The sequence below is a fragment of the Streptomyces sp. NPDC052225 genome, assembly GCF_040679615.1.
Lineage (GTDB): Bacteria > Actinomycetota > Actinomycetes > Streptomycetales > Streptomycetaceae > Streptomyces.
In genome coordinates this window covers 143,758-170,205 of the sequence record NZ_JBFAVD010000011.1, presented here as the reverse complement: position 1 = coordinate 170,205, position 26,448 = coordinate 143,758, and the positions used below count along the sequence as shown (strand labels likewise).

Annotated in this window: 22 protein-coding genes; 15 read left to right on the top strand and 7 right to left on the bottom strand. The window is 70.4% G+C overall.

Annotation, left to right across the window (positions count from 1 at the left end; all coding sequences use genetic code 11):
• Positions 1-102 precede the first annotated feature (102 nt).
• Complete coding sequence (gene clpX / locus AB0L37_RS18610; protein ID WP_365506055.1) at positions 103-1,389, top strand: ATP-dependent Clp protease ATP-binding subunit ClpX; 1,287 nt, start codon at positions 103-105, stop codon at positions 1,387-1,389.
• 73 nt (positions 1,390-1,462) lie between these two features.
• Here clpX and AB0L37_RS18605 read toward each other — a convergent pair whose 3' ends face one another.
• On the bottom strand, positions 1,463-2,425 hold the full coding sequence (locus AB0L37_RS18605) for a hypothetical protein (protein WP_365506052.1): 963 nt from the start codon (positions 2,423-2,425) through the stop codon (positions 1,463-1,465).
• A gap of 115 nt (positions 2,426-2,540) precedes the next feature.
• Here AB0L37_RS18605 and AB0L37_RS18600 point away from each other — a divergent pair, with 115 nt between their 5' ends.
• Positions 2,541-5,171: a valine--tRNA ligase gene (locus AB0L37_RS18600; protein ID WP_365506049.1), complete on the top strand. Its 2,631-nt coding sequence runs from the start codon at positions 2,541-2,543 to the stop codon at positions 5,169-5,171.
• A 69-nt stretch (positions 5,172-5,240) separates the two neighbouring features.
• Here AB0L37_RS18600 and AB0L37_RS18595 read toward each other — a convergent pair whose 3' ends face one another.
• The 4 genes from AB0L37_RS18595 to AB0L37_RS18580 all read right to left on the bottom strand — a co-directional run bounded on the left by AB0L37_RS18595 (position 5,241) and on the right by AB0L37_RS18580 (position 7,917).
• Positions 5,241-5,402 (bottom strand): hypothetical protein, encoded by a 162-nt coding sequence (locus tag AB0L37_RS18595; protein ID WP_365506046.1) that lies wholly within the window; start codon positions 5,400-5,402, stop codon positions 5,241-5,243.
• A gap of 33 nt (positions 5,403-5,435) precedes the next feature.
• Positions 5,436-6,479, bottom strand: a complete 1,044-nt coding sequence (locus AB0L37_RS18590; RefSeq protein WP_365506044.1) for a glycosyltransferase family 2 protein — start codon at positions 6,477-6,479, stop codon at positions 5,436-5,438.
• A gap of 161 nt (positions 6,480-6,640) precedes the next feature.
• The gene (locus AB0L37_RS18585) at positions 6,641-7,360 is read right to left on the bottom strand and encodes a response regulator transcription factor (protein WP_365506041.1); all 720 of its coding nucleotides are present in this window, start codon (positions 7,358-7,360) and stop codon (positions 6,641-6,643) included.
• Positions 7,357-7,917: a hypothetical protein gene (locus tag AB0L37_RS18580; RefSeq protein WP_365506038.1), complete on the bottom strand. Its 561-nt coding sequence runs from the start codon at positions 7,915-7,917 to the stop codon at positions 7,357-7,359. Before AB0L37_RS18580 ends, AB0L37_RS18585 begins: the two co-directional genes overlap by 4 nt.
• Positions 7,918-8,102: 185 nt before the next feature.
• On the opposite strand from AB0L37_RS18580, the gene AB0L37_RS18575 reads away from it, so the two are divergent.
• Positions 8,103-9,293, top strand: a complete 1,191-nt coding sequence (locus AB0L37_RS18575) for a histidine kinase (RefSeq protein ID WP_365506035.1) — start codon at positions 8,103-8,105, stop codon at positions 9,291-9,293.
• 166 nt (positions 9,294-9,459) lie between these two features.
• Here AB0L37_RS18575 and AB0L37_RS18570 read toward each other — a convergent pair whose 3' ends face one another.
• The gene (locus AB0L37_RS18570) at positions 9,460-10,473 is read right to left on the bottom strand and encodes a rod shape-determining protein (protein ID WP_365506226.1); all 1,014 of its coding nucleotides are present in this window, start codon (positions 10,471-10,473) and stop codon (positions 9,460-9,462) included.
• Positions 10,474-10,606: 133 nt separating this feature from the next.
• Here AB0L37_RS18570 and AB0L37_RS18565 point away from each other — a divergent pair, with 133 nt between their 5' ends.
• The 10 genes from AB0L37_RS18565 to AB0L37_RS18520 all read left to right on the top strand — a co-directional run bounded on the left by AB0L37_RS18565 (position 10,607) and on the right by AB0L37_RS18520 (position 23,466).
• Complete coding sequence (locus tag AB0L37_RS18565) at positions 10,607-12,136, top strand: folylpolyglutamate synthase/dihydrofolate synthase family protein (protein WP_365506033.1); 1,530 nt, start codon at positions 10,607-10,609, stop codon at positions 12,134-12,136.
• Positions 12,137-12,141: 5 nt separating this feature from the next.
• Positions 12,142-12,486 (top strand): DUF4233 domain-containing protein, encoded by a 345-nt coding sequence (locus AB0L37_RS18560; RefSeq protein ID WP_365506030.1) that lies wholly within the window; start codon positions 12,142-12,144, stop codon positions 12,484-12,486.
• Between the two features lie 287 nt (positions 12,487-12,773).
• Complete coding sequence (ndk, locus tag AB0L37_RS18555) at positions 12,774-13,187, top strand: nucleoside-diphosphate kinase (RefSeq protein ID WP_338696446.1); 414 nt, start codon at positions 12,774-12,776, stop codon at positions 13,185-13,187.
• Positions 13,188-13,523: 336 nt separating this feature from the next.
• Complete coding sequence (locus AB0L37_RS18550; protein ID WP_111668333.1) at positions 13,524-14,543, top strand: rod shape-determining protein; 1,020 nt, start codon at positions 13,524-13,526, stop codon at positions 14,541-14,543.
• 126 nt (positions 14,544-14,669) lie between these two features.
• On the top strand, positions 14,670-15,620 hold the full coding sequence (gene mreC / locus AB0L37_RS18545) for a rod shape-determining protein MreC (RefSeq protein WP_365506027.1): 951 nt from the start codon (positions 14,670-14,672) through the stop codon (positions 15,618-15,620).
• A gap of 18 nt (positions 15,621-15,638) precedes the next feature.
• Positions 15,639-16,313, top strand: a complete 675-nt coding sequence (gene mreD, locus AB0L37_RS18540; protein ID WP_365506024.1) for a rod shape-determining protein MreD — start codon at positions 15,639-15,641, stop codon at positions 16,311-16,313.
• Positions 16,314-16,362: 49 nt separating this feature from the next.
• Positions 16,363-18,543 (top strand): penicillin-binding protein 2, encoded by a 2,181-nt coding sequence (mrdA, locus tag AB0L37_RS18535; protein ID WP_365506022.1) that lies wholly within the window; start codon positions 16,363-16,365, stop codon positions 18,541-18,543.
• 6 nt (positions 18,544-18,549) lie between these two features.
• Positions 18,550-19,752 carry a rod shape-determining protein RodA gene (rodA, locus tag AB0L37_RS18530; RefSeq protein WP_365506019.1) on the top strand — a complete coding sequence of 401 codons (1,203 nt, stop codon included), beginning with the start codon at positions 18,550-18,552 and terminating at the stop codon, positions 19,750-19,752.
• Between the two features lie 199 nt (positions 19,753-19,951).
• A complete protein-coding gene (locus tag AB0L37_RS18525) occupies positions 19,952-21,469 on the top strand; it encodes a CYTH and CHAD domain-containing protein (RefSeq protein WP_365506016.1) in 1,518 nt (505 codons plus the stop codon).
• A gap of 41 nt (positions 21,470-21,510) precedes the next feature.
• On the top strand, positions 21,511-23,466 hold the full coding sequence (locus AB0L37_RS18520; RefSeq protein WP_365506013.1) for a TIGR03960 family B12-binding radical SAM protein: 1,956 nt from the start codon (positions 21,511-21,513) through the stop codon (positions 23,464-23,466).
• Between the two features lie 72 nt (positions 23,467-23,538).
• Here AB0L37_RS18520 and AB0L37_RS18515 read toward each other — a convergent pair whose 3' ends face one another.
• Positions 23,539-24,123: a TerD family protein gene (locus tag AB0L37_RS18515; protein WP_365506010.1), complete on the bottom strand. Its 585-nt coding sequence runs from the start codon at positions 24,121-24,123 to the stop codon at positions 23,539-23,541.
• A gap of 145 nt (positions 24,124-24,268) precedes the next feature.
• On the opposite strand from AB0L37_RS18515, the gene AB0L37_RS18510 reads away from it, so the two are divergent.
• On the top strand, positions 24,269-25,273 hold the full coding sequence (locus AB0L37_RS18510) for a hypothetical protein (protein WP_365506007.1): 1,005 nt from the start codon (positions 24,269-24,271) through the stop codon (positions 25,271-25,273).
• 180 nt (positions 25,274-25,453) lie between these two features.
• Positions 25,454-26,242 (top strand): TIGR03936 family radical SAM-associated protein, encoded by a 789-nt coding sequence (locus AB0L37_RS18505; protein WP_365506004.1) that lies wholly within the window; start codon positions 25,454-25,456, stop codon positions 26,240-26,242.
• The last annotated feature ends 206 nt before the right edge of the window (positions 26,243-26,448 follow it).

Sequence of the window (26,448 nt, the reverse complement as noted above, 5' to 3'; positions counted from 1 at the left end):
GTGCCAAGGGGGGCCCGAACGGGGGGCCCGGCAAGGTACCGTCGGATACAGGCACCAGGAGCCGCTGAACGTGGCGTCTCCCAGGCGAAGGGGAAGCACCTCGTGGCACGCATCGGTGACGGCGGCGATCTGCTCAAGTGCTCGTTCTGTGGCAAGAGCCAGAAGCAGGTCAAGAAGCTCATCGCAGGTCCCGGCGTATACATCTGCGACGAGTGCATCGACCTCTGCAACGAGATCATCGAGGAAGAGCTCGCCGAGACGAGCGAAGTGCGGTGGGAGGAGCTCCCGAAGCCGCGCGAGATCTACGAATTCCTCGAGGGTTACGTCGTAGGCCAGGAAGCCGCCAAGAAGGCGCTCTCGGTCGCGGTCTACAACCACTACAAGCGCGTCCAGGCCGGTGAGAACGGCGGAGCGGCGAGCCGCGAGGACGCGATCGAACTCGCGAAGTCCAACATCCTGCTGCTGGGCCCCACGGGCTCGGGCAAGACGCTGCTGGCCCAGACGCTGGCGCGGATGCTGAACGTGCCGTTCGCGATCGCCGACGCCACGGCGCTCACCGAGGCGGGCTACGTCGGCGAGGACGTCGAGAACATCCTCCTGAAGCTGATCCAGGCGGCCGACTACGACGTCAAGAAGGCCGAGACCGGGATCATCTACATCGACGAGATCGACAAGGTGGCCCGCAAGTCGGAGAACCCGTCGATCACGCGTGACGTGAGTGGCGAGGGCGTCCAGCAGGCGCTGCTCAAGATCCTGGAGGGCACCACCGCCTCCGTGCCGCCGCAGGGCGGACGCAAGCACCCGCACCAGGAGTTCATCCAGATCGACACGACGAACGTGCTGTTCATCGTGGGCGGCGCCTTCGCCGGTCTGGAGAAGATCATCGAGTCGCGGGCCGGCGCCAAGGGCATCGGCTTCGGCGCGACGATCCACTCCAAGCGCGAGCTGGAGGAGAAGGACCAGTTCCAGGAGGTCATGCCGGAGGACCTGGTGAAGTTCGGGATGATCCCGGAGTTCATCGGCCGTCTCCCCGTCATCACGTCCGTGCACAACCTGGACCGTGAGGCTCTGCTCCAGATCCTCGTCGAGCCGCGCAACGCACTGGTCAAGCAGTACCAGCGCCTCTTCGAACTCGACGGCGTGGAGCTGGACTTCGAGCGCGAGGCCCTGGAGGCCATCGCCGACCAGGCGATCCTGCGCCGCACCGGCGCGCGCGGCCTGCGCGCCATCATGGAGGAAGTCCTCCAGTCGGTGATGTACGAGGTCCCGTCCCGCAAGGACGTCGCCCGCGTCGTCATCACGGCAGAGGCCGTTCACTCGAACGTGAACCCGACGCTGATTCCGCGCGACGTGCGGGGTACGGGCAGCGGCGAGCAGAAGTCCGCGTAGCCGTACGGCAGTTGACGCAGAGGGGCCCCGGTCGGATGTCCGACCGGGGCCCCTCGTCATGTCCGGGCGTCCGTCATGCGGGGACGCGGATCTCCTTGCGGAGCTTGGCGGCGATGTCGGAGGCCGCCTTCAGGTCCGGGGTCTTGCCGGCCATCATGTCCGTGATCTCGGCGGACATGACCATGGCCATGGTGCTGTGGTCGCTCCAGATGCAGACCGGCATGTGCATCACCTTGGGGGCACCGCTGGTGCCGGCCGAGGAACCGGTGTTCTCGATCTTGACGTCCTGGCACTTCAGGACGACGTCGTCGGTGCTGTAGTCGGTGGGGTCACCGACGAAGGTGACCTTGCCGTCGTCGCCGCTGTCCTTGGCCATCTCCAGCGCGCCCTTTTCGAACATGCCGTCGACGAGCTTCTCCGGGTCGTCGATCTCGCCGTAGGCGCCCTGGAACTGGAGCATCTTGCCGGCCAGCGGGTTGGACTTGTCCCCGGCCTGGTAGGACGCGGAGACCGGCTTGCCGTTCTTCAGGCCGTCCTTCTCGGCGTCCTTCATGTCCTGCTCGTCGAAGCCGTCGTTGTCCTTGGTGTCCTTCTTGTACTCACCGAGAACCGTCGCCGGCGTCGTCAGCTTGTGCGCGCCGTCGTCCGCCACCGACGCGCTGCCGCCCCCGCCGAACATGAAGTACGCGCCCACGCCGATCGCCGCCACGACCGCGACCGCCGCGATGATGATGCCGGTCTTCTTCTTGCCGCCGCCCGCCGGAGGCGCCGGCGGGTACTGGCCGTACGGGGCCTGCTGCGGCTGCTGGCCGTAGGGGCCGGGCTGCTGGGGCTGGCTGTAGCCGCCCGGCTGCTGGCCCGGGTAGGCGCCCGGCTGCTGCGGCGGGACGCCCTGCGGGGCCTGCTGCGGGTACCCGTAGCCGGGCTGCGGAGCCTGGGGCTGCTGGCCGTAGGGGCCCTGCTGCGGCTGCTGGCCGTAAGGCCCGGGCTGCTGGGGCTGCTGGCCTCCGTACGGGCCCGGCTGGTTGTGGCTCATTACTGGGGTTCCCTCCCGAGGTTTATGTGCTTCCGACATCCTGACGTACGCACGTGCGGTCCGGGCCACCGGATTCGGTTTCAGTACAGGCTTGTGACCCCTCTAAACTGGGCCCGTGACCGAGAACTCTCAGCAGCAGAACCCAGCGCCCACCTCCGAACTGCCGACCCAGTACGCGCCGGCCGAGGTAGAGGGGACGCTGTATGCGCGCTGGGTGGACCGGGGCTATTTCACGGCTGACGCCAAGAGCGACAAGGAGCCGTACACGATCGTCATCCCGCCGCCGAACGTCACGGGCGCGCTCCACCTGGGCCACGCGTACCAGGTCACGCTCATGGACGCCCTGACGCGCCGCAAGCGCATGCAGGGATACGAGACGCTCTGGCTGCCGGGCATGGACCACGCCGGTATCGCGACGCAGAACAAGGTCGAGCAGCAGCTCGCCGAGGAGGGCAAGTCGCGGCACGACATCGGCCGCGAGGCCTTCGTCGAGAAGACCTGGCAGTGGAAGAACGAGTACGGCGGCCGGATCCTCGGGCAGCTCAAGCGACTTGGCGCCGGTCTCGACTGGTCGCGCGAGCGGTTCACCATGGACGAGGGCCTGTCCCGCGCCGTTCAGAAGATCTTCAAGGACCTGTTCGACGACGGTCTGATCTACCGCGCCGAGCGCATCATCAACTGGTGCCCGCGCTGTCTGACGGCCATCTCGGACATCGAGGTCGACTACCAGGACGACGACGGCGAGCTGGTCTCGCTGAAGTATGGCGAGGGCGACGACACCGTCGTCGTCGCCACGACCCGCGTCGAGACGATGCTCGGTGACACCGCCGTCGCCGTCCACCCGGACGACGAGCGGTACGCGCACCTCATCGGCAAGCGCATCAAGCTGCCGCTGACCGACCGGACGATCCCGGTCGTCGCCGACACGCATGTCGACCCCGAGTTCGGGACCGGCGCCGTGAAGGTCACGCCCGCGCACGACCCGAACGACTTCGCGATCGGGCAGCGCCACAACCTCGAGACCCTGACCGTCATGGACGAGCGGGCGGTCATCACCGTGTCCGGACCGTTCGAGGGCCTCGACCGGTTCGAGGCGCGCTCGGCGATCGTCGCCGCGATGCGCGAGCAGGGCCGGATCGTCGCCGAGAAGCGCCCGTACGTGCACAGCGTCGGTCACTGCTCGCGCTGCAAGACCACCATCGAGCCGCGCCTCTCGCTCCAGTGGTGGGTCAAGGTCGAGACGCTCGCCAAGGCCGCCGGTGACGCGGTCCGCGACGGGCGGGTCACCCTGCACCCCAAGGAGATGGAGAAGCGGTACTTCGACTGGGTCGACAACCTCAACGACTGGAACATCTCCCGGCAGTTGTGGTGGGGCCACCGCATCCCCGTCTGGTACGGCCCCGAGGGCCAGGTCGTCTGCGTCGGTCCCGACGAGCAGCCGCCGGGCACCGAGGCCGAGGGCTGGACGCAGGACGAGGACGTCCTCGACACCTGGTTCTCGTCCGGTCTGTGGCCGTTCTCCACGCTGGGCTGGCCGGAGGAGACCGAGGACCTCGCGAAGTTCTATCCGACCGATGTGCTCCTGACCGGGCACGACATCATCTTCTTCTGGGTCGCCCGGATGATGATGTTCGGCCTCTACTCGATGGACGGGCAGATCCCGTTCAAGACGGTCGCCCTGACCGGTCTGGTGCGCGACGAGTTCGGCAAGAAGATGTCGAAGTCGAACCCGAACGCGGTCGACCCCCTCGACTGGATGGACGAGTACGGCTCGGACGCCGTCCGGTTCACGCTGGCCCGCGGCGCCAACCCGGGCGCGGACGTGCCGATCGGCGTGGACTGGGTCCAGGCGTCGCGCAACTTCGCGAACAAGATCTGGAACGCGACCCGCTTCGCGCTGATGAACGGCGCGACGATCGAGGGCCCGCTGCCCGACCCGTCCGAGATGACGGCGACGGACCGCTGGATCCTGTCGCGGCTCAACAAGACGGTCGCCGAGGTCGACGCCTTCTACGACGACTACCAGTTCGCCAAGCTCAGCGACTCCCTCTACCACTTCGCGTGGGACGAGGTCTTCGACTGGTACGTCGAGCTGTCGAAGACGACGTTCATGGCGGGCGGCGAGCCGGCCAAGGTCTCGGGCCGTGTCCTCGGCGAGGTCCTCGACGTGACGCTGCGTCTGCTCCACCCGGTCGTCCCGTTCGTCACGGAGACGCTGTGGACGACGCTGACCGGCGGCGAGTCGATCGTCGTCACCGACTGGCCGAAGGACTCCGGCTTCCGCGACGAGGCCGCCGAGCGGGAGATCGAGACGGTCCAGCAGGTCGTCACCGAGGTCCGCCGCTTCAAGGGCGAGCAGGGTCTGAAGCCGGGCCAGCGCGTCCCGGCCCGCCTGACCCTGGCGGGCACCGCGCTCGCCCCGCACGAGCCGGCGATCCGTCAGCTCCTGAAGCTCCAGGAGGAGGGCGAGGGCTTCGCGGCCACCGCCACCCTGCCGGTGGCCGGCGCCGAGGTGGCGCTCGACCTGTCCGGCGCGATCGACGTGGCGGCCGAGCGCAAGCGCCTCGCCAAGGACCTCGCCGCCGCCGAGAAGGACAAGGCGCAGGCCGAGGGCAAGCTGGGCAACGAGAAGTTCCTCGGCAAGGCCCCCGAGAAGGTCGTCGAGGGCATCCGGGCGCGCCTGGCCAAGGCGGACGAGGACATCGCCCGTATCCAGGCGCAGCTGGAGCGACTGCCGCAGGCGTGACGCCCGTACGGCACTGAACGGCGAAGGCCCCCGGAACCGCACGGTTCCGGGGGCCTTGGCGTGCGGCCGCTACTTCTTTCCGCGCGGCACGATGCGGGCTATCGCCGTACCGACCGCGATCAGCGCGAACGCGGCGAGGAACAGCCACATCACCTGGGCGCCGGTCGCGGCGAGGGTGCCGCCCGAGGCGACGGTGCCCGCGGCCGCGGCGGAGGAGACGTTGTCGTACATGAGAGCTCCAAGAGGCAAGAGGAAGTGGGGGAGTTACCAGGCCTTCTTGCGGCGCAGCAGCGCGTCCGCGTACGCCTTGCCGTGGCAGGCCTGGAGGAAGAAGTCGAGGACCAGCTCGTACATCGAGGCCGCGACGAGCATCTGGCGCCAGCCGCGCAGCCGTACGGTCACGACGCGTTCGACGACGAAGACGCCGGTGATCGCCAGCCAGAAGAGCTGCATGTGCAGTCCGCCGGTGCTGAGCGCCCACACGAGGGTGGACAGGTAGACGAAGGTCACCAACACGCCCAGGAACGTGAGGAGTTGGCGGCCCCAGTAGCGCCAGGTGACGCGGGTCAGGCCGTACTGGAAGCAGTTCTCGACGGCGCCGCGCTTCCAGCGCAGCCGCTGGCGCCACAGGGCGCGCCAGGTCGGCATGACCTCGGTGACCAGGGTGCACGCGGCCGGGGAGATGACGTCGTACCCCAAGTGCTTGACTGCGAAGGTGAGTTCGTTGTCCTCGGTGAGGACCGTGGTGTCGTAGACGCCGCCCGCGCCGTCGCCCGTGGGCAGGGTCGCCGCGAGCCGCGCGGCGGATATCTCGCGCAGGACGCGGACCGGGAAGACGGCGGCGGTGCCCGTCAGGACGAGGCACTTGCCGTCGAGGCGGGCGACGTCGCGGGCGTAGCGGGCGAACTCGTTGCGCTGGAGGTGGCCGACGAAGCCACCGCCCTCGTCGCCGCGGAAGACCCCGCCGACGCCGCCGTAGCCGAGGGCGACGTGGTCGAGGGCGACCGCGAGGAACTCCGGGTCGAGCGAGCAGTCGGCGTCGGTGACCAGGACCGCGTCGTCGTCGGCGAGCGCGGGAAGCAGGGTGGCGAGGGCCTGGTTGAGGGCGCCGGCCTTCTTGTGCCGGTTGCTCTCGGTGACGAAGACCTCGGCGCCGGCCGCGCGCGCCAACTCCTCGGTCGCGTCGGTGCAGTTGTCGGCGACGACCACGGTCCGGTCGGGCCGCACGGTCTGCTGTCGCAGTCCGGCGAGCGCGATGCCGATGCGGTCCTGTTCGTCGTGTGCGGGGATCACCGCGACCAGTGCCATTGCCGAGCCGTCCCTTGCTCAGTCGTCCGTGCCGTACGAGGAATCCGTACGACGCCGTCGACTGTGGGCCGGTGGTGTGGCAGCCGTGTTGGTTCAATGTTGCACGAATGTGGCAGGCGGAAGGTCAGGAGCGGTTCGGGTCGTTGGACCCGGGTCCTACGTCATTGCTGCTGCGGCGGCCGGTAGCGGTAGCCGACGCCGCGCACCGTCTCGATGGGGGCGGGGGATCCTGTGGCCTTCTCGAAGGCGCGGCGCAGGCGCAGCACGACGTAGCGGACCTTGGCGGGGCTGCCCTCGGCCGGGTTCTTCCAGACCCGGTCCAGGAGCTGGACCGGGGTGAGCACCTGGCCGGGGTTGCGGGCCAGGATCTCCAGGACGTCGAACTCCAGCGGGGTCAGCGGCAGGAACGTGCCGGCGACCGAGGCCTCGTGGGTGACGACGTCCAGGCTGAGGCGGCCGTCCTCGATCAGCTGGGCGGCGGGGGCCACGGGGCGGGCGCGGCGCAGGCGGGCGAGCACCTGCGCCTTGCCGAAGGGCCGCGACATGGTGGCCCACAGATAGTCGTCGGCCCCGCTCGCCAGGGCGCGCACCGCGACCGCCTCCCGGTAGTCGCGGTCGATCACCATGACGCGCAGGTCCTCGGTCATCTCCCGCACCCGGCGCAGCACGTCCCAGGGCCCGGGGTCGCGCAGGTACATCCCCAGGACCAGCAGGTCCGGCCGGTACCGGTACAGATCGCGCAGCGCCTCCCGGCCGGTCGACGCCAGGTGGTAGGTGAACCGGGGGTCCCGGAGTTCGTCGAGCGCCCACTGCTGGGAGACGGCCGGCATCGCCACCAGCAGCATCGGCAGCGCCCGCTCCCCGGGCCCGCGGTACGTCACGCCGCGCGCAGCCCGAGCCGTACGAGTTCCGCCGCGGCCAGCGCGTCCAGGGTCGCCGGGTCGCCCTCGCGCCAGCCCTCGGCGAGGCTGCCCGGGGTGCTGTCGGGAAGCGCGTCGGCGGTGCGGCCTACCTCGTCGAGGGGACGGAGCAGGGCGCGCAGCGCGAGCAGTTCGCGGCCGTCCTCGGTGGCCGCGAGGTCCCGGGCGGCGGCGGCCTGCCGCACCCAGCGCAGCCGGCGCGGCAGCCACAGCACGAGCAGCAGCCCCACCGGTACGGCGAACAGGGCGCCTGCGGCGACCAGCGCGAGCAGCTGCGCGGGGCCCGCGCCCGCGGGGGCGGCGTCGGCGAGCCGGTCACCGGCCCGGGCGACATCGTGCAGGGTGCCGTTCATCCGGGGGCCGAGCAGGGGGAGGCGGGGCTGGGGGTGCGGGGCCGCCGCGGTGAAGAGCCGGTGCGCGACGGCCGCGGTCACGGCCCACCCCGCGGTCCACAGGAGGGCCGCGCCGTCACCGATGATCTGCCGTGTCCTGCGGGCGGGTTGATGTGCGTACCACATGGTCAGATTGGACCCCCAGGGCGCCGGAGCCGGGCGGTCACCGCGCCGCAGGACGGAACGGTTTACGGCGGATGGACGCGCCGGCGCGAACTGTCCGCACAGGGTGCGACGTTGGCGGCGGGCAGCGCGGGGCGGGCCCGGCCGCGGCGCTGCGGCACCGCCGCGGACCTTGGATGATGGGGACCATGCACGACCGGGCCGCCACCTCCGCGCTGCGCCGGGCGACGGCCGCGGGACGTCGTCTGGGGCGGCAGTGGCCGCGCCTGGAGCGCTGGCGGGGCACCCCGCACGCCGTCGACCTGCTCACCGCCGGCGGCTGCTTCGCCCTGATGAGCCTGGACATCCCGGGCCTCGCCCGCGCCGACAACGCGCTCAGCGGCGCGACCGCCACCGTCGCCCTCGCGCTCGGCGCCGCGACCCTGCTCCTTCGCCGCAGGGTGCCGTGGGGGCCCTGGCTCCCGTACGCCGTCGCACTGCTCTTCCTCGGCTGGCTGCACGAGGTGACACTGATCCAGTTCGCCCTGTACTCCGTCGCCCGCTACCGGGGCAGGGCCGCGGGCATCCTGGCCTGCTGCGGCTATCTCGTCGTGGCCTGTGTGTCGTACGCGCTGCCGAACTGGCCCGCCCACCGCGGGGAGACGGTCAGCCAGTTCCTGGCGCTCGTCGTGCCGATCGGGGTGCTCGCGACAGGCGTCGGCATCGCCGCGAACCGGCGCGACCTCGTCCTCGCCCTGGAGCAGGAGCGCGCCGAGACCGCGCTCCTCCAGGCCGTGCAGGGGGAGCGGACCAGTGTCGCGGGGGACGTGCACGACTTCGTGGGGCGCGAGCTGACCCTGCTCGCCGTGCGCGCGGAGGTGCTGTCGCGCAGGGCCCGCGGCGAGCCCTGGGAACAGGACTTCGACGAACTGTCCGAGACGGCGCGGCGCGCGCACCTCCTCCTGAACGAGATCGTCGTACGCCGGGGCAGGGGCGGCGGCGCGCCCACCCCCGGCCTCGAAGCCCTGCCCCGCCTCGCCCGCGAGACCGGCACCGCGGGCAACGCGGTGAGCCTGCACGTCGCCGCCGCCGCCCACCATCAGTCGCCGCTGCGCCAGGCTGCGGTCTACCGGGTCGTGCAGGAGTGCCTCACGAACGCGGCCAAGCACGCGCCCGGCCTCCCCGTCGACGTGACGGTGACGCTGACCCCCGAACGCCTGCGCGTGACGGTCACCAACCCGGCCCCGGCCGCGCTCCCCGCCACGGCCCCGGTCTCGGCGGGCACCGGCACGGCGGGGATGGCGGAACGGGTCCACGCGATGGGCGGCACGTTCGCCTGCGGCGAGCGGGACGGGGTGTACGCGGTGACCGCCGAGATCCCGGCGAGGTCAGTGCCCTGAAGGGGCGCGGGGCTGTATCGATATGCGGCTCCGCCGCGTGGGCGCGGCCTGAAGGGGCGCGGGGAACTGCGCGAGCAACCACGACGACGCTGCGCTCGCTGACGAAGCCCGACCGGCAACGGCCCGGGCTCCGCCCCGGACCCCGCTGCTCAATCGCCGCAGGGGCTTAAGCGGCCGCGCTCAGCATCCGCTCGAGCCCGTCGAAGTCGTCCACGCACTTCCCGCACCCCAGCGCGACGCTGTCCAGCGGATCGTCCGCCACGAACACCGGGATCCCCGTCGCGGACGCGATCCGCAGATCGAGGCCCGGCAGCAGCGCACCCCCGCCGGTCAGCACGATCCCGTGCTCCATCACGTCACCGGACAGCTCCGGAGGACACTCCTCCAGCGTCGCCCGCACCGCCGAGATGATCGCCTCCACCGGCTCGTCGAGCGCGGAGCGCACCTCGCGCACCGTCAGCTCCACCGTCTTCGGCAGCCCCGCGACCTTCTCCCGCCCGCGCACGGTGAACGCCCGCATCTCGAACGCCTCCTCGCCGGGCACGGGCCACGCGGAACCGATCGCGATCTTGATGTCCTCGGCCGTCCGCTCCCCGATGAGCAGCCCGTGCTCCTTGCGTACGAAGTCGGTGATCGCCTCGTCGAGCCGGTCGCCGCCCACCCGCAGCGACTGCGACGTGACGACGCCGCCCAGCGAGATCACGGCCACCTCGCTCGTGCCGCCGCCGATGTCGACGACCATCGACCCGCGCGGCTCCGCTACCGGAAGCCCCGCCCCGATCGCCGCCGCCATCGGCTCCTCGATCAGATGCACGGCCTTCGCCCCCGACCGCTGCGCCGCGTGCACGATGGCCCGCCGCTCGACGGGCGTGACGCCGCTGGGCACGCACACCACCATGCGCGTACGGGGACGCCGCCCCGGCACCACCTTGCGGACGAAGTGCCGGATCAGCTCCTCGGCCGCTTCGTAGTCGCTGATCACGCCGTCGCGCAGCGGCCGGATCGCGGTGATCGACCCCGGGGTGCGCCCGATGGTCTCCTTCGCCTCGGTGCCCACGGCGAGCACACCGCCGCGCCCGCCCTCTCTGACGGCGACGACCGAGGGTTCGTTGAGCACGATGCCCTGACCGCGCACGTAGAGCAGGGTGTTGGCGGTGCCGAGATCGATGCCTATGTCCATGATCGCCAAGTTTGCAGGGTGACACTGTGATCCGGCGGGACCAAAGTCCCGAAACGGACAGGCCGAAAGTCCCGAACCCGCTCGGCAGGTGGCGTCCGTGCCGCTGTCGGTGGGGCTCCGTAGACTGGCGTACGTGAGTGACCTCCCCCCGCGCGACAGCGACGACCACGAGCCCGCCGACCCCGCCGACGCCTTCGAGGAGATCGTGGGCGCCGAGACCGACCGCGACCCCGACCTCGCGGTGATCGAGGCGGGCAGCCGCACCCTGCGCACGCAGGGCGGCCCGCCGCAGGGCGACGGCATCCCGGCGCGCCCGCAGGACCCCGAGGTGGAGAAGGCGCTGCACGCGGTGGAGGCCGACCTGGCCACGCGCTGGGGCGAGACGAAGCTGGAGCCGTCCGTCGCCCGCATCGCGGCCCTGATGGACGTGCTCGGCGAGCCGCAGAAGGCGTACCCCTCGATCCACATCACGGGGACGAACGGCAAGACGTCCACGGCCCGCATGATCGAGGCGCTCCTCGGCGCATTCGAGCTGCGCACCGGCCGGTACACCTCGCCGCACGTCCAGTCCGTCACCGAGCGCATCAGCCTCGACGGGGCGCCCATCTCGTACGAGCGCTTCATCGAGACGTACGAGGACATCAAGCCGTACGTCGAGATGGTCGACTCCCAGCAGGAGTACCGGCTCTCCTTCTTCGAGGTCCTCACCGGCATGGCGTACGCCGCCTTCGCCGACGCGCCCGTGGACGTCGCGGTCGTCGAGGTCGGCATGGGTGGCAGCTGGGACGCGACGAACGTGATCGACGGCTCGGTCGCGGTCATCACCCCCATCGACCTGGACCACACCGACCGGCTCGGCTCCACGCCCGGCGAGATCGCCGGCGAGAAGTCCGGGATCATCAAGCAGGACGCCACCGTGATCATGGCGCAGCAGCCGGTGGACGCGGCGCAGGTGATCCTCAAGAAGGCCGTCGGGGCGAACGCGACGGTGGCCCGCGAGGGCCTGGAGTTCGGCGTCGTCTCGCGCCAGGTCGCCGTCGGCGGACAGCTCATGACGCTGCGCGGCCTCGGCGGCGAGTACGAGGAGATCTACCTCCCGCTGCACGGCGCCCACCAGGCGCACAACGCGGCGGTGGCGCTCGCCGCCGTCGAGGCGTTCTTCGGCGTCGGCGCGGAGCGGGTCGAGCCGCTCGACATCGACACGGTCCGCAAGGCGTTCGCCACGGCGACGTCGCCGGGCCGCCTCGAAGTGGTGCGCCGCTCGCCGACCGTCGTGCTCGACGCCGCGCACAACCCGGCGGGCGCCCGCGTCACCGCCGAGGCGATCAGCGAGGTCTTCGACTTCAGCCGGCTCATCGGCGTCGTCGGAGCCAGCGGCGACAAGAACGTACGAGGACTCCTCGAGGCCTTCGAGCCGCTCTTCGCGGAGGTCGTGATCACGCAGAACTCCAGCCACCGCGCCATGGACGCCGACGAACTGGCGGCCATCGCGGTGGAGGTGTTCGGCGACGACCGCGTCCAGGTCGAGCCGCGCCTCGACGACGCGCTGGAGGCCGCGATCACGCTCGCCGAGGAAGAGGGCGAGTACGCGGGCGGGGGAGTCTTCGTCACCGGATCCGTGATCACGGTCGGCGAGGCCAGGCTGTTGCTGGGGAAGGGCTGATCGCTGTGCGTACGTTGTGTTCCTCGACCCTGATCGGGGAGTTCTTCATCATCGGCTTCGCCGGGCTCGTGGCGATGAAGGACGACAGCCTGTCGGCCGGTGCGGTGTGGACGGTGTGCGGGGTCGCGATGCTGCTCAGCGTGGTGCTGTGCGGGATGGTGACCCGGCCGGGCGGCGTCCAGCTGGGCTGGGCCCTCCAGATCGCCCTGATCCTCAGCGGTTTCGTCGTCCCGATGATGTTCTTCCTGGGGGCGTGCTTCGCGGGCCTGTGGTGGGCGTCGATCCACTTCGGCCGCAAGATCGACGAGGCGAAGGCCCGCTGGGCGGAGCAGGGTCCGAGCGCCGCGTAGGTTTCGGTCGTGCTTCGGCTGCGGCCCGGTGGGGGTTGCTCGCGCAGTTCCCCGCGCCCCTGAAATGCAGACGCTTCGCGTCGCATTTCCCCGATGGAGGCAAGCGGCGAAGCCGCAAGCCTCCAGGGGCGCGGGGAACTGCGCGACCAGCCCCGACGAAAGCCGCACCCGCCCCACAAGCCCCACCCCCTACGGCGCCTAGCCAAACCCAGATGACCCGCCCCCGGTAACCCCCTGTAATCTCGGCCCTCACCGCACATCCAGGCCGTACAAGGAGTCCAGCCACCATGACCCAGCGCACGCTCGTCCTGCTCAAGCCCGACGCGGTCCGCCGTGGCCTGATCGGCGAGATCATCGGCCGTATCGAGCGCAAGGCCGGCTGGACGATCAGCGCTCTCGAACTGCGCAGCCTGAGCCAGGAGACGCTGGAGCAGCACTACGGCGAGCACCAGGGCAAGCCGTTCTACGAGCCGCTGGTGGCGTTCATGTCGTCCGGCCCGGTCGTCGCCCTGGTCGTCGAGGGTGAGCGCGTCATCGAGGGCGTCCGCCAGCTCGCCGGCCCGACCGACCCGATCGCCGCCGCCCCCGGCTCCATCCGCGGCGACTTCGGCGTCATCGTCCGCGAGAACCTGATCCACGCCTCCGACTCCGAGGAGTCCGCCGAGCGCGAGCTGAAGATCTTCTTCCCCGGTCTCGCCTAGGACCCGCGGTCACCTGTCCGCTCCGTGAGACCGGCGGAAGTCGATTTCTGACACGACGTCAGTCATAGGGCGCCACTGACCTGGAGCGGTCCGAGAATTCGGGCCGCTCCTTTGGCATATGCGCCCCGATTGGGGGAACGCGACCCTCCGTCGGCACGTCCCCATTAGCGGGGCGGGGATTCATCTGCTGACAATGGCGAAGACCCTCGCGCCGTGACTGTGCAGGCGAGACTACGATGGAGCCTCCACGCCACACCGCGTCCACCCTCTCGCCTACCTGACAAGCAATCAAACGCTCCACTTGGGAAGGCCAGACGAATCCTGATGGGGAACTCAATGTCGTTCATCGGCCGTGACATGGCTGTCGACCTCGGGACCGCCAACACGCTGGTGTACGTCAGGGGCCGCGGGATCGTACTCAACGAGCCGTCCGTGGTCGCGATCAACACCAACACCGGTGGCATCCTCGCGGTGGGCGCCGAAGCCAAGAAAATGATCGGCCGCACCCCTGGCAACATCGTGGCGGTCCGTCCGCTCAAGGACGGTGTGATCGCCGACTTCGAGATCACCGAGCGCATGCTCCGCTACTTCATCCTGAAGATCCACAAGCGGCGCTACCTCGCCCGGCCCCGAGTCGTGGTCTGCGTGCCCTCCGGCATCACCGGCGTAGAGCGCCGCGCGGTCATCGAGGCCTCTTCGCAGGCCGGTGCCCGCCAGGTGCACATCATCGAGGAGCCCATGGCCGCGGCCATCGGCTCCGGCCTCCCCGTCCACGAGGCCACGGGCAACATGGTGGTGGACATCGGCGGCGGCACCACCGAGGTCGCCGTCATCTCGCTCGGCGGAATCGTCACGGCACAGTCCATCCGTGTCGCCGGCGACGAGCTGGACAACGCGATCATCCAGCACATCAAGAAGGAGTACTCGCTCCTCCTCGGCGAGCGGACGGCCGAGCAGATCAAGATCACGATCGGCTCCGCGTACGACCTGGACAACGACGAGCACACCGAGATCCGCGGCCGCGACCTCGTCTCCGGCCTTCCGAAGACCGTCGTCATCTCGGCGGCGGAAGTCCGCAAGGCCATCGAGGAACCGGTCAACGCGATCGTGGACGCGGTCAAGACGACCCTCGACAAGTGCCCGCCCGAGCTGTCCGGTGACGTGATGGACCGCGGCATCGTTCTCACCGGTGGCGGTGCTCTCCTGCGCGGCCTCGACGAGCGGCTGCGCCGGGAGACCGGCATGCCGATCCACATCGCCGAGGACCCGCTGGACTCCGTGGCGCTCGGCTCCGGCAAGTGCGTCGAGGAGTTCGAGGCGCTGCAACAGGTGCTTGACGCCTCGCCGCGCAGATGATCTGACGCGCCCCTAAAAGGGGGGTCCGCCGTACGAGTGCCTGCCACTTCGTGCGGCGGATCGTTGATATAGAGGCAAGGCACAAGAATTCCCCGCATTTCGATGAGGAAGGCACGGCCGCCGCACGTGAGGGACACACGAGAGAGCCGGCTGCTCCTGGTGCTGCTGATCGCCATCGCGTTCGCACTGATCACGGTGGACATCCGCGGCGGCGAGGACTCGCCGGTCGACGGTGCCCGACAGGCCGCCGCCACGGTCTTCGGGCCGGTGGAGAACGGCGTCTCCGGCGCGGTGGACCCCATCGGCAACGCCATAAGCGCGGTCCGCGACTCCGGCAAGCGGCACGACCGCATCGGCCAACTGGAGCGCGAGAACGCCGCGTTGAAGGCCAAGCTCGGCAGCGACGACCGCAACCGCAGCAAGATCCGCCAGCTCGACACCATGCTGAAGACGGCGGGCGCGGGCCAGTACGGAATCAAGGGCGCCCAGGTCATCGCCATAGGGTCCGCGCAGGGCTTCTCCTGGACGGTGACCATCGACGCCGGCGCCAACGACGGCGTCAAGCGCGACATGACCGTACTGAACGGCGACGGGCTCGTCGGCCGCGTCACGACGGTTGGCCCGAACACCGCCACCGTCCTGCTCGCCAACGACCCCGACTTCACCGTCGGCACCCGCATGGAGAAGACCGACGAACTCGGCTTCGCCTCCGGGCAGGGCGACCGTCCGCTCCGCGTCCAGCTGCTCAACGGCAAGGCGAAGGTCAAGAAGGGCGACCGGCTCGTCACGTTCGGCTCCCAGGCCGACAAGCCGTTCGTGCCCGGCGTCCCGGTCGGCAGGGTCGTCCGCGTCGATCCGTCCGGCGGCGACCTGACCCGTACCGTCTACGTCCAGCCGTACGTCGGGTTCACCAAGCTCGACATCGTCGGCATCGTCGTCCAGGCCCCGCGCAGCGACCCGCGCGACGAGGTCCTGCCGGCCAAGCCCGCCAAGCCCAAGCCGGCCCCCACCGTGACGGTCACCGTCACCCCGTCCGCACCCGCGGGCAACGCCGCCGACAACGGCTACGAGCAGTAGTCAGGAGGAGCAAGAACCATGCGCTTCAACCGGATGCTGCTCTCCACCACCCTCGTCGTCGTCGCCCTGGTCATCCAGGTGTGCGTCCTCGCGAGGCTCCAACTCCCCGGCGCCGTGCCGGACCTGCTGCTCCTGACCGTCCTCGGTCTGGCGCTCGTGTACGGGCATGTGGGCGGCGCCCTCATCGGCTTCGGGGCGGGACTCCTCGCCGACCTCGCCCCGCCCGCCGACCACGCCGCGGGCCGCTACGCCCTCGTGCTCTGCGTCATCGGCTACCTCGCCGGACTCGCCAAGCCCGACAACGGCCGGCTGCGCACGGCGTCCGGGCCGATGCTCGTGGTCGTCGCCGCCGCCGTCGGCACGACCCTGCTGTACGCGGGCGTCGGCGCGCTCGTCGGCGACACCGCGGCCCGCCACGTCGGCCTCGGCAGCCTGCTGTTCACCGCCGCGCTCTACGACCTGTTGCTCGCCCCGTTCGTCGTGCCCGGCGTCATGGCGCTCGCCAGACGCGCCGAGAACGATCCGCTGGCCGAGGCCGGCGGCGGCACCGGCAAGGCCGCCGACGTCTCCGCCGGCTGGCTCTCCTCCGGCACCGGACTGCGCATCGGCGGCCAGCGAGGCGGCCTGCGCATGAAGGCCGTCAAGGCGCGCTCCGCCCGCGCGGGACGCATCAAGGGGGTCAAGCGCCTGTGACCGCCCACCCGTCGCCCACCACCGCCCTTCCAGCGAATGGGCTGCGCCCATGACCAATATTCCTGAGACAGGACGGACGCCCCGCGTCCAGATCCGGCTCATCGTCCTGCAGATCCTCGTCCTCTCCCTGCTGCTCACCCTCGGCGGCCGCCTCTGGTACCTCCAGATCCGCAACGGCGACGAGTACGCCAAGGAAGCCTCCGGCAACCACGTCCAGCAGGTCGTCACGCCCGCCGTGCGCGGCTCGATCCTCGACGCCCGCGGCGTGCCCATCGCCGACAACGAGACGCGCCTGGTCGTCTCCGCCTCGCGCACCGACCTGATGAAGATGGACGACGACGGCAAGGCCGTCCTCACCAAGCTCGCCGGCGTCCTCGGCCTCAAGCCCAAGGAGGTCGAGGAGAAGGTCCGCCTCTGCGACGCCAAGACGCCGCAGCCCTGCTGGAACGGATCGCCGTACCAGCCCATCCCGATCACCGACGAGGCGACGCCCAAGCAGGCGCTCCAGATCCGCGAGCGCGGCGAGGACTTCCCCGGCATCACCGCCGAACCCACCGCCGTACGCCGCTACGCGGGCCCCGGCGGCTCCAACACCGCGCAGGTCCTCGGCTACCTCTCCCCGGTCACCGACGCCGAGATCGAGAAGGCCAAGGACAGCGACTCCCCGTATCTCCGCTCCGACCAGGTCGGCCGCTCCGGCCTCGAGCGCACGTACGACAAGCAGCTGCGCGGCAAGGCCGGTGTCACCCGCTACGAGGTCGACAACCTCGGCCGCGTCATCGGCCGCGCCAACAGCGACAAGGCCGAACCGGGAGCGAACGTCGTCACGTCGATAGACGCACGCGTCCAGTCCGTCGCCGAGTACGAGCTGAACGAGGCGATGAAGGCCGCCCGCCACGAGTTCGACAAGAACACCGGCGAGAACTACAAGGCCGACTCCGGCGCCGTCGTCGTGATGGAGGCCAAGACCGGCCGCGTCGTCGCCATGGCGTCCAACCCCGCCTACGACCCGAACGCCTGGGTCGGCGGCATCTCCGGCAAGGACTACGCCAAGCTCACCGGCAAGAAGTCCAACTACCCGCTCCTGAACCGCGCGATCCAGGGCCAGGCGGCCCCCGGCTCGATCTTCAAGGTCATCCCGACGACGGCCGCGGTCAACGCCGGGTACGCGTTCGACGGGAACTACGACTGCTCCAGCTCGTACTCCATCGGCAGCCAGGTCTTCAAGAACTTCGAGTCCAAGGGGTACGGGCCGATCTCGCTGGGCCGCGCCCTGGAGGTCTCCTGCGACACCGTCTTCTACCGCCTCGCTCACGAGGAGTGGAAGAAGGACGGCGGCCTCAAGGGCAACAAGGACACCCAGGACTGGTTCTACAAGACCGCCAAGCAGTTCGGCCTCGGCAAGGAGACCGGCATCGACCTCCCCAACGAGGTCACCGGCCGGATCCCCGACCGCCAGTGGAAGCAGCGGTTCTGGAACGCCAACAAGGACGCCTGGTGCAAGGCCGGCAAGAAGGACGGCGACTACGTCCAGCGCCTGTCGTACGAGAACTGCCTCGAAGGCAACCTCATGCGCGCCGGTGACGCGGTCAACTACTCCATCGGCCAGGGCGACACCCTCGTCACCCCGATCCAGATGGCGTCCATCTACGCCGCCATCTCCAACGGCGGCACGCTGCACGCCCCCGAGGTCGGCAAGGCCATCGTCAGCGCCGACGGCAAGCAGGTCCAGGAGATCAAGCCGAAGGTCAACGGCAAGCTCCCGATGACCAAGAAGACCCGCGACGAGATAGACGGAGCACTGGCGGGAGTGGCGACCCGCGGCACGGCGGCCTGGCGCTTCGGCGGCTGGCCCCAGGACAAGATCCCGATGCACGCCAAGACCGGTACGGCCGAGGTCTACGGCAAGCAGACGACGTCGTGGTTCGCGACGTACACCAAGGACTACTCGATCGTGATGACGATCTCCCAGGGTGGTACGGGTTCCGGTGCGTCCGGGCCCGCCGTCCGCAAGATCTACGACGCGATCTACGGCCTCGACAGCAGCGGCAAGCAGGACCTGAAGAAGGCGCTGCTGCCCGAGCCGCAGAAGTCCCTGCCGAAGATCGAGTCCGACGGTTCGATCGACTCCCCGAAGATCAAGCCGTACGAGCCGAACAAGGAAGAGCCGCCGGCGCAGCAGGAGTTGGCGGCCGGCCTGCCCACCTCCACGTACAGCAGGAGGGACTGACCCACCATGGCCGGCACCAACGGCTTCTCCGTCTCCGGCTACGGGCCGCAGCAGCGCTCCACCATGTCCCGGCTCATGGCCCGCGACTCGGTGGTGCGCAGGCTCGACTGGCCGATCCTGTTCTCGGCCGTCGCGCTGTCCATGATCGGCGCGGCGCTCGTCTACTCGGCGACCCGCAACCGCACCGAGCTCAACCAGGGCGACCCGTACTACTTCCTCTTCCGCCACCTGCTCAACACCGGCATCGGGTTCGCCCTGATGGTGGGCACGATCTGGCTCGGCCACCGCACCCTGCGCACCGCCGTGCCGATCCTGTACGGGCTCTCGGTCTTCCTCGTGCTGCTCGTCCTCACCCCGCTCGGCGCCACCGTGAACGGCGCGCACGCCTGGATCATCGTCGGCGGCGGATTCTCGCTCCAGCCCTCCGAGTTCGTGAAGATCACGATCATCCTGGGCATGGCGATGCTGCTCGCGGCCCGCGTCGACGCGGGCGACCGGGAGTACCCCGACCACCGCACCGTCCTCCAGGCCCTCGGCCTCGCCGCCGTCCCCATGATGGTCGTCATGCTGATGCCGGACCTCGGGTCCGTCATGGTCATGGTGATGATCGTGCTCGGCGTGCTGCTCGCCTCCGGCGCCTCCAACCGCTGGGTCCTCGGCCTCATCGGCGTCGGCGCGGCCGGCGCGGTCGCCGTCTGGCAGCTCGGCGTCCTCGACGACTACCAGATCGCCCGCTTCGCCGCCTTCGCCAACCCGGCGCTCGACCCGGCCGGCGTCGGCTACAACACCAACCAGGCGCGCATCGCGATCGGCTCCGGCGGACTGTCCGGCGCCGGCCTCTTCCACGGCTCGCAGACCACCGGCCAGTTCGTGCCCGAGCAGCAGACCGACTTCGTCTTCACGGTGGCCGGCGAGGAACTCGGCTTCGTCGGCGCGGGCGCGATCCTGCTGCTCCTCGGCATCCTGCTGTGGCGGGCCTGCCGGATCGCCCGCGAGACGACGGAGCTGTACGGCACGATCGTCGCCGCCGGCATCATCGCCTGGTTCGCCTTCCAGGCCTTCGAGAACGTCGGCATGACGCTCGGCATCATGCCGGTCGCGGGCCTGCCCCTGCCGTTCGTCTCGTACGGAGGTTCGTCGATGTTCGCGGTGTGGGTGGCGGTGGGCCTGTTGCAGTCGATCAGGGTGCAGCGGCCGATGTCGGCGTAGGCCTCCGGCGGCTCGGCGGAAGCAGCGTCGCCGGGCCATTCCAGCCCCTGCGGCGATCGAGCAGCGGGGTCTGGGGCAGAGCCCCAGGCCTCAGCGCCGTTGCGGGTAGCGCTTGTGAGTGGGCGCGGCACCGTCGTGGCTGGTCGCGCAGTTCCCCGCGCCCCTTTCGGGGCGCCCTGTTGCCGTCTAGATTCAGGCTATGGCGGAGACGAAGCGCGAGATCGAGCGGAAGTACGACGCCCCGGCCGGGAACTTCCGATTGCCCGACCTGCGCAAGGTCCCCGGAGTCGAGGCCGTCATCGACAAGGGCGTCATGGAACTCGACGCCGTGTACTACGACACCGAGGACCAACGTCTCGCCGCGGACAAGATCACCCTGCGCCGCCGCACCGGAGGCGACGACGCGGGCTGGCATCTGAAACTGCCCGTCGCCGTGCAGGCGGACGCCCGCGACGAGGTACGCGCCCCGCTCTCCGACGACCTGCCCCGCGCACTCGCGGGCCTCGTCCGCTCCCGGGTACGCGGCGACGAACTCGCCCCCGTCGTACGGCTGTTGTCGTCCCGGCACGTCACCCACCTGACCGCCGCCGACGGCTCCCTGCTCGCCGAGGTGAGCGTCGACGCCGTCCGCGCCGAACGGGCCGACGGCGAGCGCACCGCCGAATGGGCCGAGATCGAGGTCGAACTCGCCGACGACGGCGACCCGGCCTTCCTCGACAAGGTCGAGAAACGCCTGCGCAAAGCCGGCGTCGAACGCTCGGGCTCCACCTCGAAACTGGCCCGCGCCCTGGCGGAGACCGGAGCGGTGAAGGGCGCGAAGGCCCGCCCGGCGGACGCCCCCACCACAGCCGGCGACCACGTCCTCGCCCACCTGCGCGCCCAGCGCGACGCCCTCGTCGAACTCGACCCGGCCGTCCGCCGCGACCTGCCGGACTCCGTGCACCAGATGCGGGTCGCCGCCCGCAGGATGCGCAGCGCGTTCAAGACGTACAGGAAACTCCTCGACCCGGCCGTCACCGAGCCCGTCGCCGAGGAACTGAAGTGGCTCGGCGCCGAGCTCGGCATCGACCGCGACCGCGAGGTACTGACCGAGCGGATCACGACCCGCATCGACGCACTGCCCCGCACCCTGCTCCTCGGCCCGGTCCGCGGCCGGCTGCGGATCTGGACGGTCGCCCGGCGCCAGGGCTCCCGCCGCCACACCGTCGCCGTCCTCGACAGCAAGCGCTACCTGGCACTCCTGGACGGCCTGGACGCGCTCCTCGCCGCCCCGCCCCTGCTGCGCAGGGCGCACGGCCCCGCCGCCGAGGTCCTCGCCAAGGCCGCGCTCAAGGACCACGCCCGCCTCGCCGCCCGCGTCGAGCACGCCCTCGCCCTGGACCCCGGCACCGACCGCGACATCGCCATGCACGAGGCCCGCAAGGCCGCCAAGCGCGCCCGCTACGCCGCAGAGGCCGCTGTCCCCGTACTCGGCAAGCAGGCCAAGAAGTTCGCCAAGCGCATGAAGGCCGTCCAGAGCGTCCTCGGCGACCACCAGGACTCCGTCGTCGCCCGCGAGGCACTGCGCGACCTCGCGATCCAGTCCCACGCGGCGGGCGAGACGTCGTTCACGTGGGGTCTGCTCTACGGGGAGGAACTCGCGGCAGCGGCGGACCGGGAGCGGGAGCTGCCGGGGGTGTGGGCTCGGGCGGCGGAACCCGGGCTTTCGGCGGGTTAGGCTTGAGGGTCACCCCTGTCAGCTCACAAAGGTCCACGGTTATGCCTGCCGAAGCCGCCGCCGCGGCGCCCACAGTCGTCGAGTCTGTGTTCCCGCAGCTCGAAGCGCTGCTCCCGCATGTGCAGAAGCCGATCCAGTACGTCGGCGGAGAGCTCAACTCCACGGTCAAGCCGTGGGAGTCCTGCGACGTCCGCTGGGCGCTGATGTACCCGGACGCGTACGAGGTCGGACTGCCCAACCAGGGCGTCATGATCCTTTACGAGGTCCTGAACGAGCGCGAGGGCGTCCTCGCCGAGCGCACGTACAGCGTGTGGCCGGACCTGGAAGCGCTGATGCGCGAGCACCGGGTTCCGCAGTTCACGGTCGACTCGCACCGTCCGGTGAAGGCGTTCGACGTCTTCGGGCTGAGCTTCTCCACCGAGCTCGGCTACACGAACATGCTGACCGCGCTCGACCTGGCGGGCATCCCGCTGGAGTCGAAGGACCGCACGATCGACGACCCGATCGTCCTCGCGGGCGGCCACGCGGCCTTCAACCCGGAGCCGATCGCGGACTTCATCGACGCCGCGGTGATCGGTGACGGCGAGCAGGCCGTGCTCGACATGACCGAGATCATCCGCGCGTGGAAGGCCGAGGGCCGTCCCGGCGGGCGCGAGGAGGTCCTCTTCCGTCTCGCGAAGACCGGGAACATCTACGTTCCGGGCTTCTACGACGTCGAGTACCTGCCCGACGGCCGCATCGGCCGCGTCGTGCCGAACAAGTCGGGTGTGCCGTGGCGCGTGTCCAAGCACACCGTCATGGACCTCGACGAGTGGCCGTACCCGAAGCAGCCCCTCGTGCCGCTCGCGGAGACCGTCCACGAGCGCATGTCCGTCGAGATCTTCCGTGGCTGCACCCGCGGCTGCCGTTTCTGCCAGGCCGGCATGATCACGCGCCCCGTGCGGGAGCGAAGCATCACCGGCATCGGCGAGATGGTGGAGAAGGGCCTCAAGGCGACCGGGTTCGAGGAGGTCGGCCTGCTGTCCCTGTCGTCCGCCGACCACACCGAGATCGGTGAGATCGCGAAGGGCCTCGCCGACCGGTACGAGGAAGACAAGATCGGGCTCTCCCTCCCGTCGACCCGCGTGGACGCCTTCAACGTCGACCTCGCCAACGAGCTGACCCGCAACGGCCGCCGCTCCGGCCTCACCTTCGCCCCCGAGGGCGGCAGTGAGCGTATGCGCAAGGTCATCAACAAGATGGTCAGCGAGGAGGACCTGATCCGGACCGTCGCCACCGCGTACGGCAACGGCTGGCGTCAGGTGAAGCTGTACTTCATGTGCGGCCTGCCGACCGAGACCGACGACGACGTCCTGCAGATCGCCGACATGGCGATGAACGTGATCCAGAAGGGCCGCGAGGTCTCCGGATCGAACGACATCCGCTGCACGGTGTCGATCGGTGGCTTCGTGCCGAAGCCGCACACCCCGTTCCAGTGGGCGCCGCAGCTGAGCGCCGAGGAGACGGACGCGCGGCTGACCAAGCTGCGCGACAAGATCCGCGGCGACAAGAAGTACGGCCGTTCCATCGGCTTCCGCTACCACGACGGCAAGCCCGGCATCGTCGAGGGCCTGCTCTCGCGCGGTGACCGCCGCATCGGCGCCGTGATCCGCGCGGTCTACGAGGACGGCGGCCGCTTCGACGGCTGGCGCGAGCACTTCAGCTACGACCGCTGGATGGAGTGCGCCGCCAAGACGCTGCCCGCGTACGGCGTGGACGTCGACTGGTACACGACGCGCGAGCGCACGTACGAGGAGGTCCTGCCCTGGGACCACCTGGACTCCGGTCTCGACAAGGACTGGCTCTGGGAGGACTGGCAGGACTCGCTCGACGAGACCGAGGTCGAGGACTGCCGCTGGACGCCGTGCTTCGACTGCGGTGTCTGCCCGGCGATGGACACGAACATCCAGATCGGCCCGACGGGCAAGAAGCTGCTCCCGCTGACGGTCGTCAAGTAGGGCGCCTCACGCCACGCGAAGGGGCGGCCGGTTGGAGACAACCGGCCGCCCCTTCCGCGCGTCCGTGTACGGCTACTTGCTCGCCGCGAACCGCATCAGGGCGTGCTCGTCACCCTGCTTGATCTTGCCCGTGGTGTTGATGACCTCAAGCTTCCAACTGGCGCCGACGCGCATGGCCTTGGCCACCGCGCAGCCGTTGTCGGCGCTGAGCAGGCTCGGCCAGATGTCGGCGACCTGCTGGGTGCTGCCGCCCGTGGCGTCGTAGACCTTGAAGCTGATGTTGCGGGCCTTCGTGAACGAACTGCCCTTCTTGTACGCGGCCGCGATGAACACCACCGACGTGATGTTCGGCGGGATCCGCGAGAACTCGACGGTGACCGTCTCGTCGTCGCCCTCGCCCTTGCCCGTCTGGTTGTCACCGCTGTGCACCAGCGAGCCGTTGCCCATCGGGTCCAGCGAGTCGAGGCCCGCGAGGCGTACCGGGTCCCCGCCGGCCATGGCGATGGCGATCAGATCGAGGTCGGTGCCCTGCTTGCGGCGCAGGGAGCCGAGCACTCCGCCGCTGCTCCCTGAGGTCGGGTCCCAGGACACTCCGATGGACAGGTGCGTGACACCGTCCAGGTCCGCCGGGCCGTCTTCCTTGGTGAGCGTGATCATGCGTGAATCTCCCCCTTCTGCGGGACTGCGATGCGCAGACTGCCCGAACATACGACGTTTGTGTCCGGGCAGGCTACGCCGGGGTGGGCGAAACATGACAGGCCGGACCTGCATCCACAGCGCCTTCCCGCACGTCTGAGAGGGCATGGACTTGGATAAGCGCCCGGAGCCCGCGCCCGTCGTCGCCGCCCCTGAGGGCTGCCTGGTCGCGGCGATCCGCCTGCCGGTGCGGATCGTGGTGCTCGTTCTGGTGGTGCCGGTCCGGCTGGTGTGGGACGCGCTCGTCGTGGGCGGCCGCTTCGTCCACGAGAAGGCGCTCGTCCCGCTCGCGCGCGGCATCGGGGCGGTGCTGTTCGCGGTGTTCGTGTGGCCGCTGATGATGCTGGGCCGGTACGTGCTGCTGCCGATCGGGCGCGGACTGGCGTGGCTGGGGCGGGTGTTGGTCGTGGTGCCCGCGGTGTGGCTGTACGCGTACGTCCTCACGCCGCTCGGGGCCGGACTCGTCTGGCTCGCGCGCGCGGTCCTCGTCTGGCCGTGGGTGGCCCTGTGGCGGCACGCGCTTGTTCCGCTCGGGCGTGGACTGGCGTGGCTGGGGCGGCAGTTGGGGGCAGGCGTCGAGGCTCTCGGGCGTGGGCTCGCGTGGTTGGGGCGGGTGCTGGTCGTGGTGCCGCTGGTGGGGTTCTACGTGTACGTGCTGACGCCGGTCGGGCACGCGCTCCGGTGGACGGTGGTGACACTCGTCCGGTGGACCGTCGTGCTGCCCGCCCTCGCGCTGTGGCGCTGGGTGCTCGTGCCGGTCGGGCGGGTCCTGGCCGTCCTCGGACGGGAGATCCGGGACGCGCTCGGGCATGCGTGGCGCGTGGCGGGGTATGTGTCGCTCGCCGTCGGCCGGTTCCTCGGGCGGCTGCTGCGGGTGCTCTTCGTGGAACCGGTGCGCTGGACGTACCGCAGCGTGCTCACTCCGCTCGGGCACGCCGTGCGCGACCAGGTGTGGCGCCCCGCCGTCCGCCTGGGCCGGGAGATCCGCGCGAGTGTCCGCCAGGCCCGCATGGAGGTCCGCCGCATGCTGTTCGGCGCGCCCCGGGTGGCGGAACCGCAGGTCAGGGGCGGGCGGGAACCACAGGCCGTGGAAACGCGTACCCTTGAGTAGAGGGTCAGGCGTGAGAAGTCCTCGCACACGCGGGGATGGTCCGGATCACGACACCGGTCAGGCGTCGGCCCGGACGTGGTCCCCGCTCGCGCGGGGATCGACAGGCGCCTGGAATCGCGTACACGAGGAGAAGTTCCCCTGGGCAAGCGACAGCCCGTAGGCCCGCCGCCCGCACCCGCGGTGCAGCGCATCCGCCTGCGCTACACCAAGCGCGGCCGCCTCCGGTTCACCAGCCACCGTGACTTCCAGCGCGCCTTCGAGCGTGCGCTGCGCCGCGCCGAGGTGCCCATGGCGTACTCGGCGGGGTTCACGCCGCACCCCAAGGTGTCGTACGCCAATGCCGCACCCACCGGCACGGGCAGTGAGGCCGAGTACCTGGAGATCGCGCTCACCGCGCCGCGCGACCCCGAGAAGCTGAAGGCGCTGCTCGACGAGTCGATGCCCGTCGGGCTCGACATCATCGACGCCGTCGAGGCCCGTACCTCGGGTCTGGCCGACCGGCTCACCGCCTCCGTGTGGGAGCTGCGGCTCGACGGCGTGACGGTCGAGAAGGCCGCGCGCGCCGCGGAGGCGTTCCGCGCCGCCGAGACCGTCGAGGTGCAGCGCCGGACGAAGAACGGGATGCGCACGTTCGACGCCCGCGAGGCTGTCGTCAGCCTCGATGCGGTGGCGGATGTCCCGGCTGATAGGCCGAGCGACAAGGCCTGTGCGATACTGCGCCTGGTTGTTCGGCACGTGACGCCCGCCGTTCGACCCGACGACGTCCTGTCCGGTCTCCGCGCCGTGGCCGACCTGGCGCCGCCGGTCCCCGCAGCGGTGACCAGGCTGGCGCAGGGGCTTTTCGATGAAGAGACCGGCACGGTGACCGACCCGCTCGCGCCCGACCGCGAGGCAGACCGGGCCACCCCTCAGGGGGAGGCCGCAGGAACTGCCGCCGCGCCGGTGCCTGCCGTGGAAGGTTCCGCGTAAGGCGGTCGTCGTAGCGCCGCCCTCGTACTCGGGAGCCACCTGGGTCGGGCAGCGCACCCACCCAAGGACTTTCGCCAGGCCGTACGTACATCGCGTACCGGAACCGGCGAGAACAGACAGAGAGCCCCCGTGCGGCGCCCGCGCCCCGGACCGGCGGCCCTCGCGCTCCACTACAGCGCGAGCGAGCCGCGGACGTCACCGGTCAT

Bases quoted from the DNA above. Each gene is read 5' to 3' on its own strand.
- AB0L37_RS18575 (WP_365506035.1), top strand. From the start codon at position 8,103: ATGCACGACCGGGCCGCCACCTCCGCGCTGCGCCGGGCGACGGCCGCG.
- AB0L37_RS18510 (WP_365506007.1), top strand. From the start codon at position 24,269: ATGGACTTGGATAAGCGCCCGGAGCCCGCGCCCGTCGTCGCCGCCCCT.
- AB0L37_RS18525 (WP_365506016.1), top strand. From the start codon at position 19,952: ATGGCGGAGACGAAGCGCGAGATCGAGCGGAAGTACGACGCCCCGGCC.
- AB0L37_RS18520 (WP_365506013.1), top strand. From the start codon at position 21,511: ATGCCTGCCGAAGCCGCCGCCGCGGCGCCCACAGTCGTCGAGTCTGTG.
- AB0L37_RS18515 (WP_365506010.1), bottom strand. From the start codon at position 24,123: ATGATCACGCTCACCAAGGAAGACGGCCCGGCGGACCTGGACGGTGTC.
- mreD (WP_365506024.1), top strand. From the start codon at position 15,639: ATGCGCTTCAACCGGATGCTGCTCTCCACCACCCTCGTCGTCGTCGCC.
- AB0L37_RS18570 (WP_365506226.1), bottom strand. From the start codon at position 10,473: ATGGACATAGGCATCGATCTCGGCACCGCCAACACCCTGCTCTACGTG.
- AB0L37_RS18605 (WP_365506052.1), bottom strand. From the start codon at position 2,425: ATGAGCCACAACCAGCCGGGCCCGTACGGAGGCCAGCAGCCCCAGCAG.
- rodA (WP_365506019.1), top strand. From the start codon at position 18,550: ATGGCCGGCACCAACGGCTTCTCCGTCTCCGGCTACGGGCCGCAGCAG.
- AB0L37_RS18595 (WP_365506046.1), bottom strand. From the start codon at position 5,402: ATGTACGACAACGTCTCCTCCGCCGCGGCCGCGGGCACCGTCGCCTCG.
- AB0L37_RS18590 (WP_365506044.1), bottom strand. From the start codon at position 6,479: ATGGCACTGGTCGCGGTGATCCCCGCACACGACGAACAGGACCGCATC.
- mrdA (WP_365506022.1), top strand. From the start codon at position 16,363: ATGACCAATATTCCTGAGACAGGACGGACGCCCCGCGTCCAGATCCGG.
- AB0L37_RS18580 (WP_365506038.1), bottom strand. From the start codon at position 7,917: ATGTGGTACGCACATCAACCCGCCCGCAGGACACGGCAGATCATCGGT.
- ndk (WP_338696446.1), top strand. From the start codon at position 12,774: ATGACCCAGCGCACGCTCGTCCTGCTCAAGCCCGACGCGGTCCGCCGT.
- AB0L37_RS18550 (WP_111668333.1), top strand. From the start codon at position 13,524: ATGTCGTTCATCGGCCGTGACATGGCTGTCGACCTCGGGACCGCCAAC.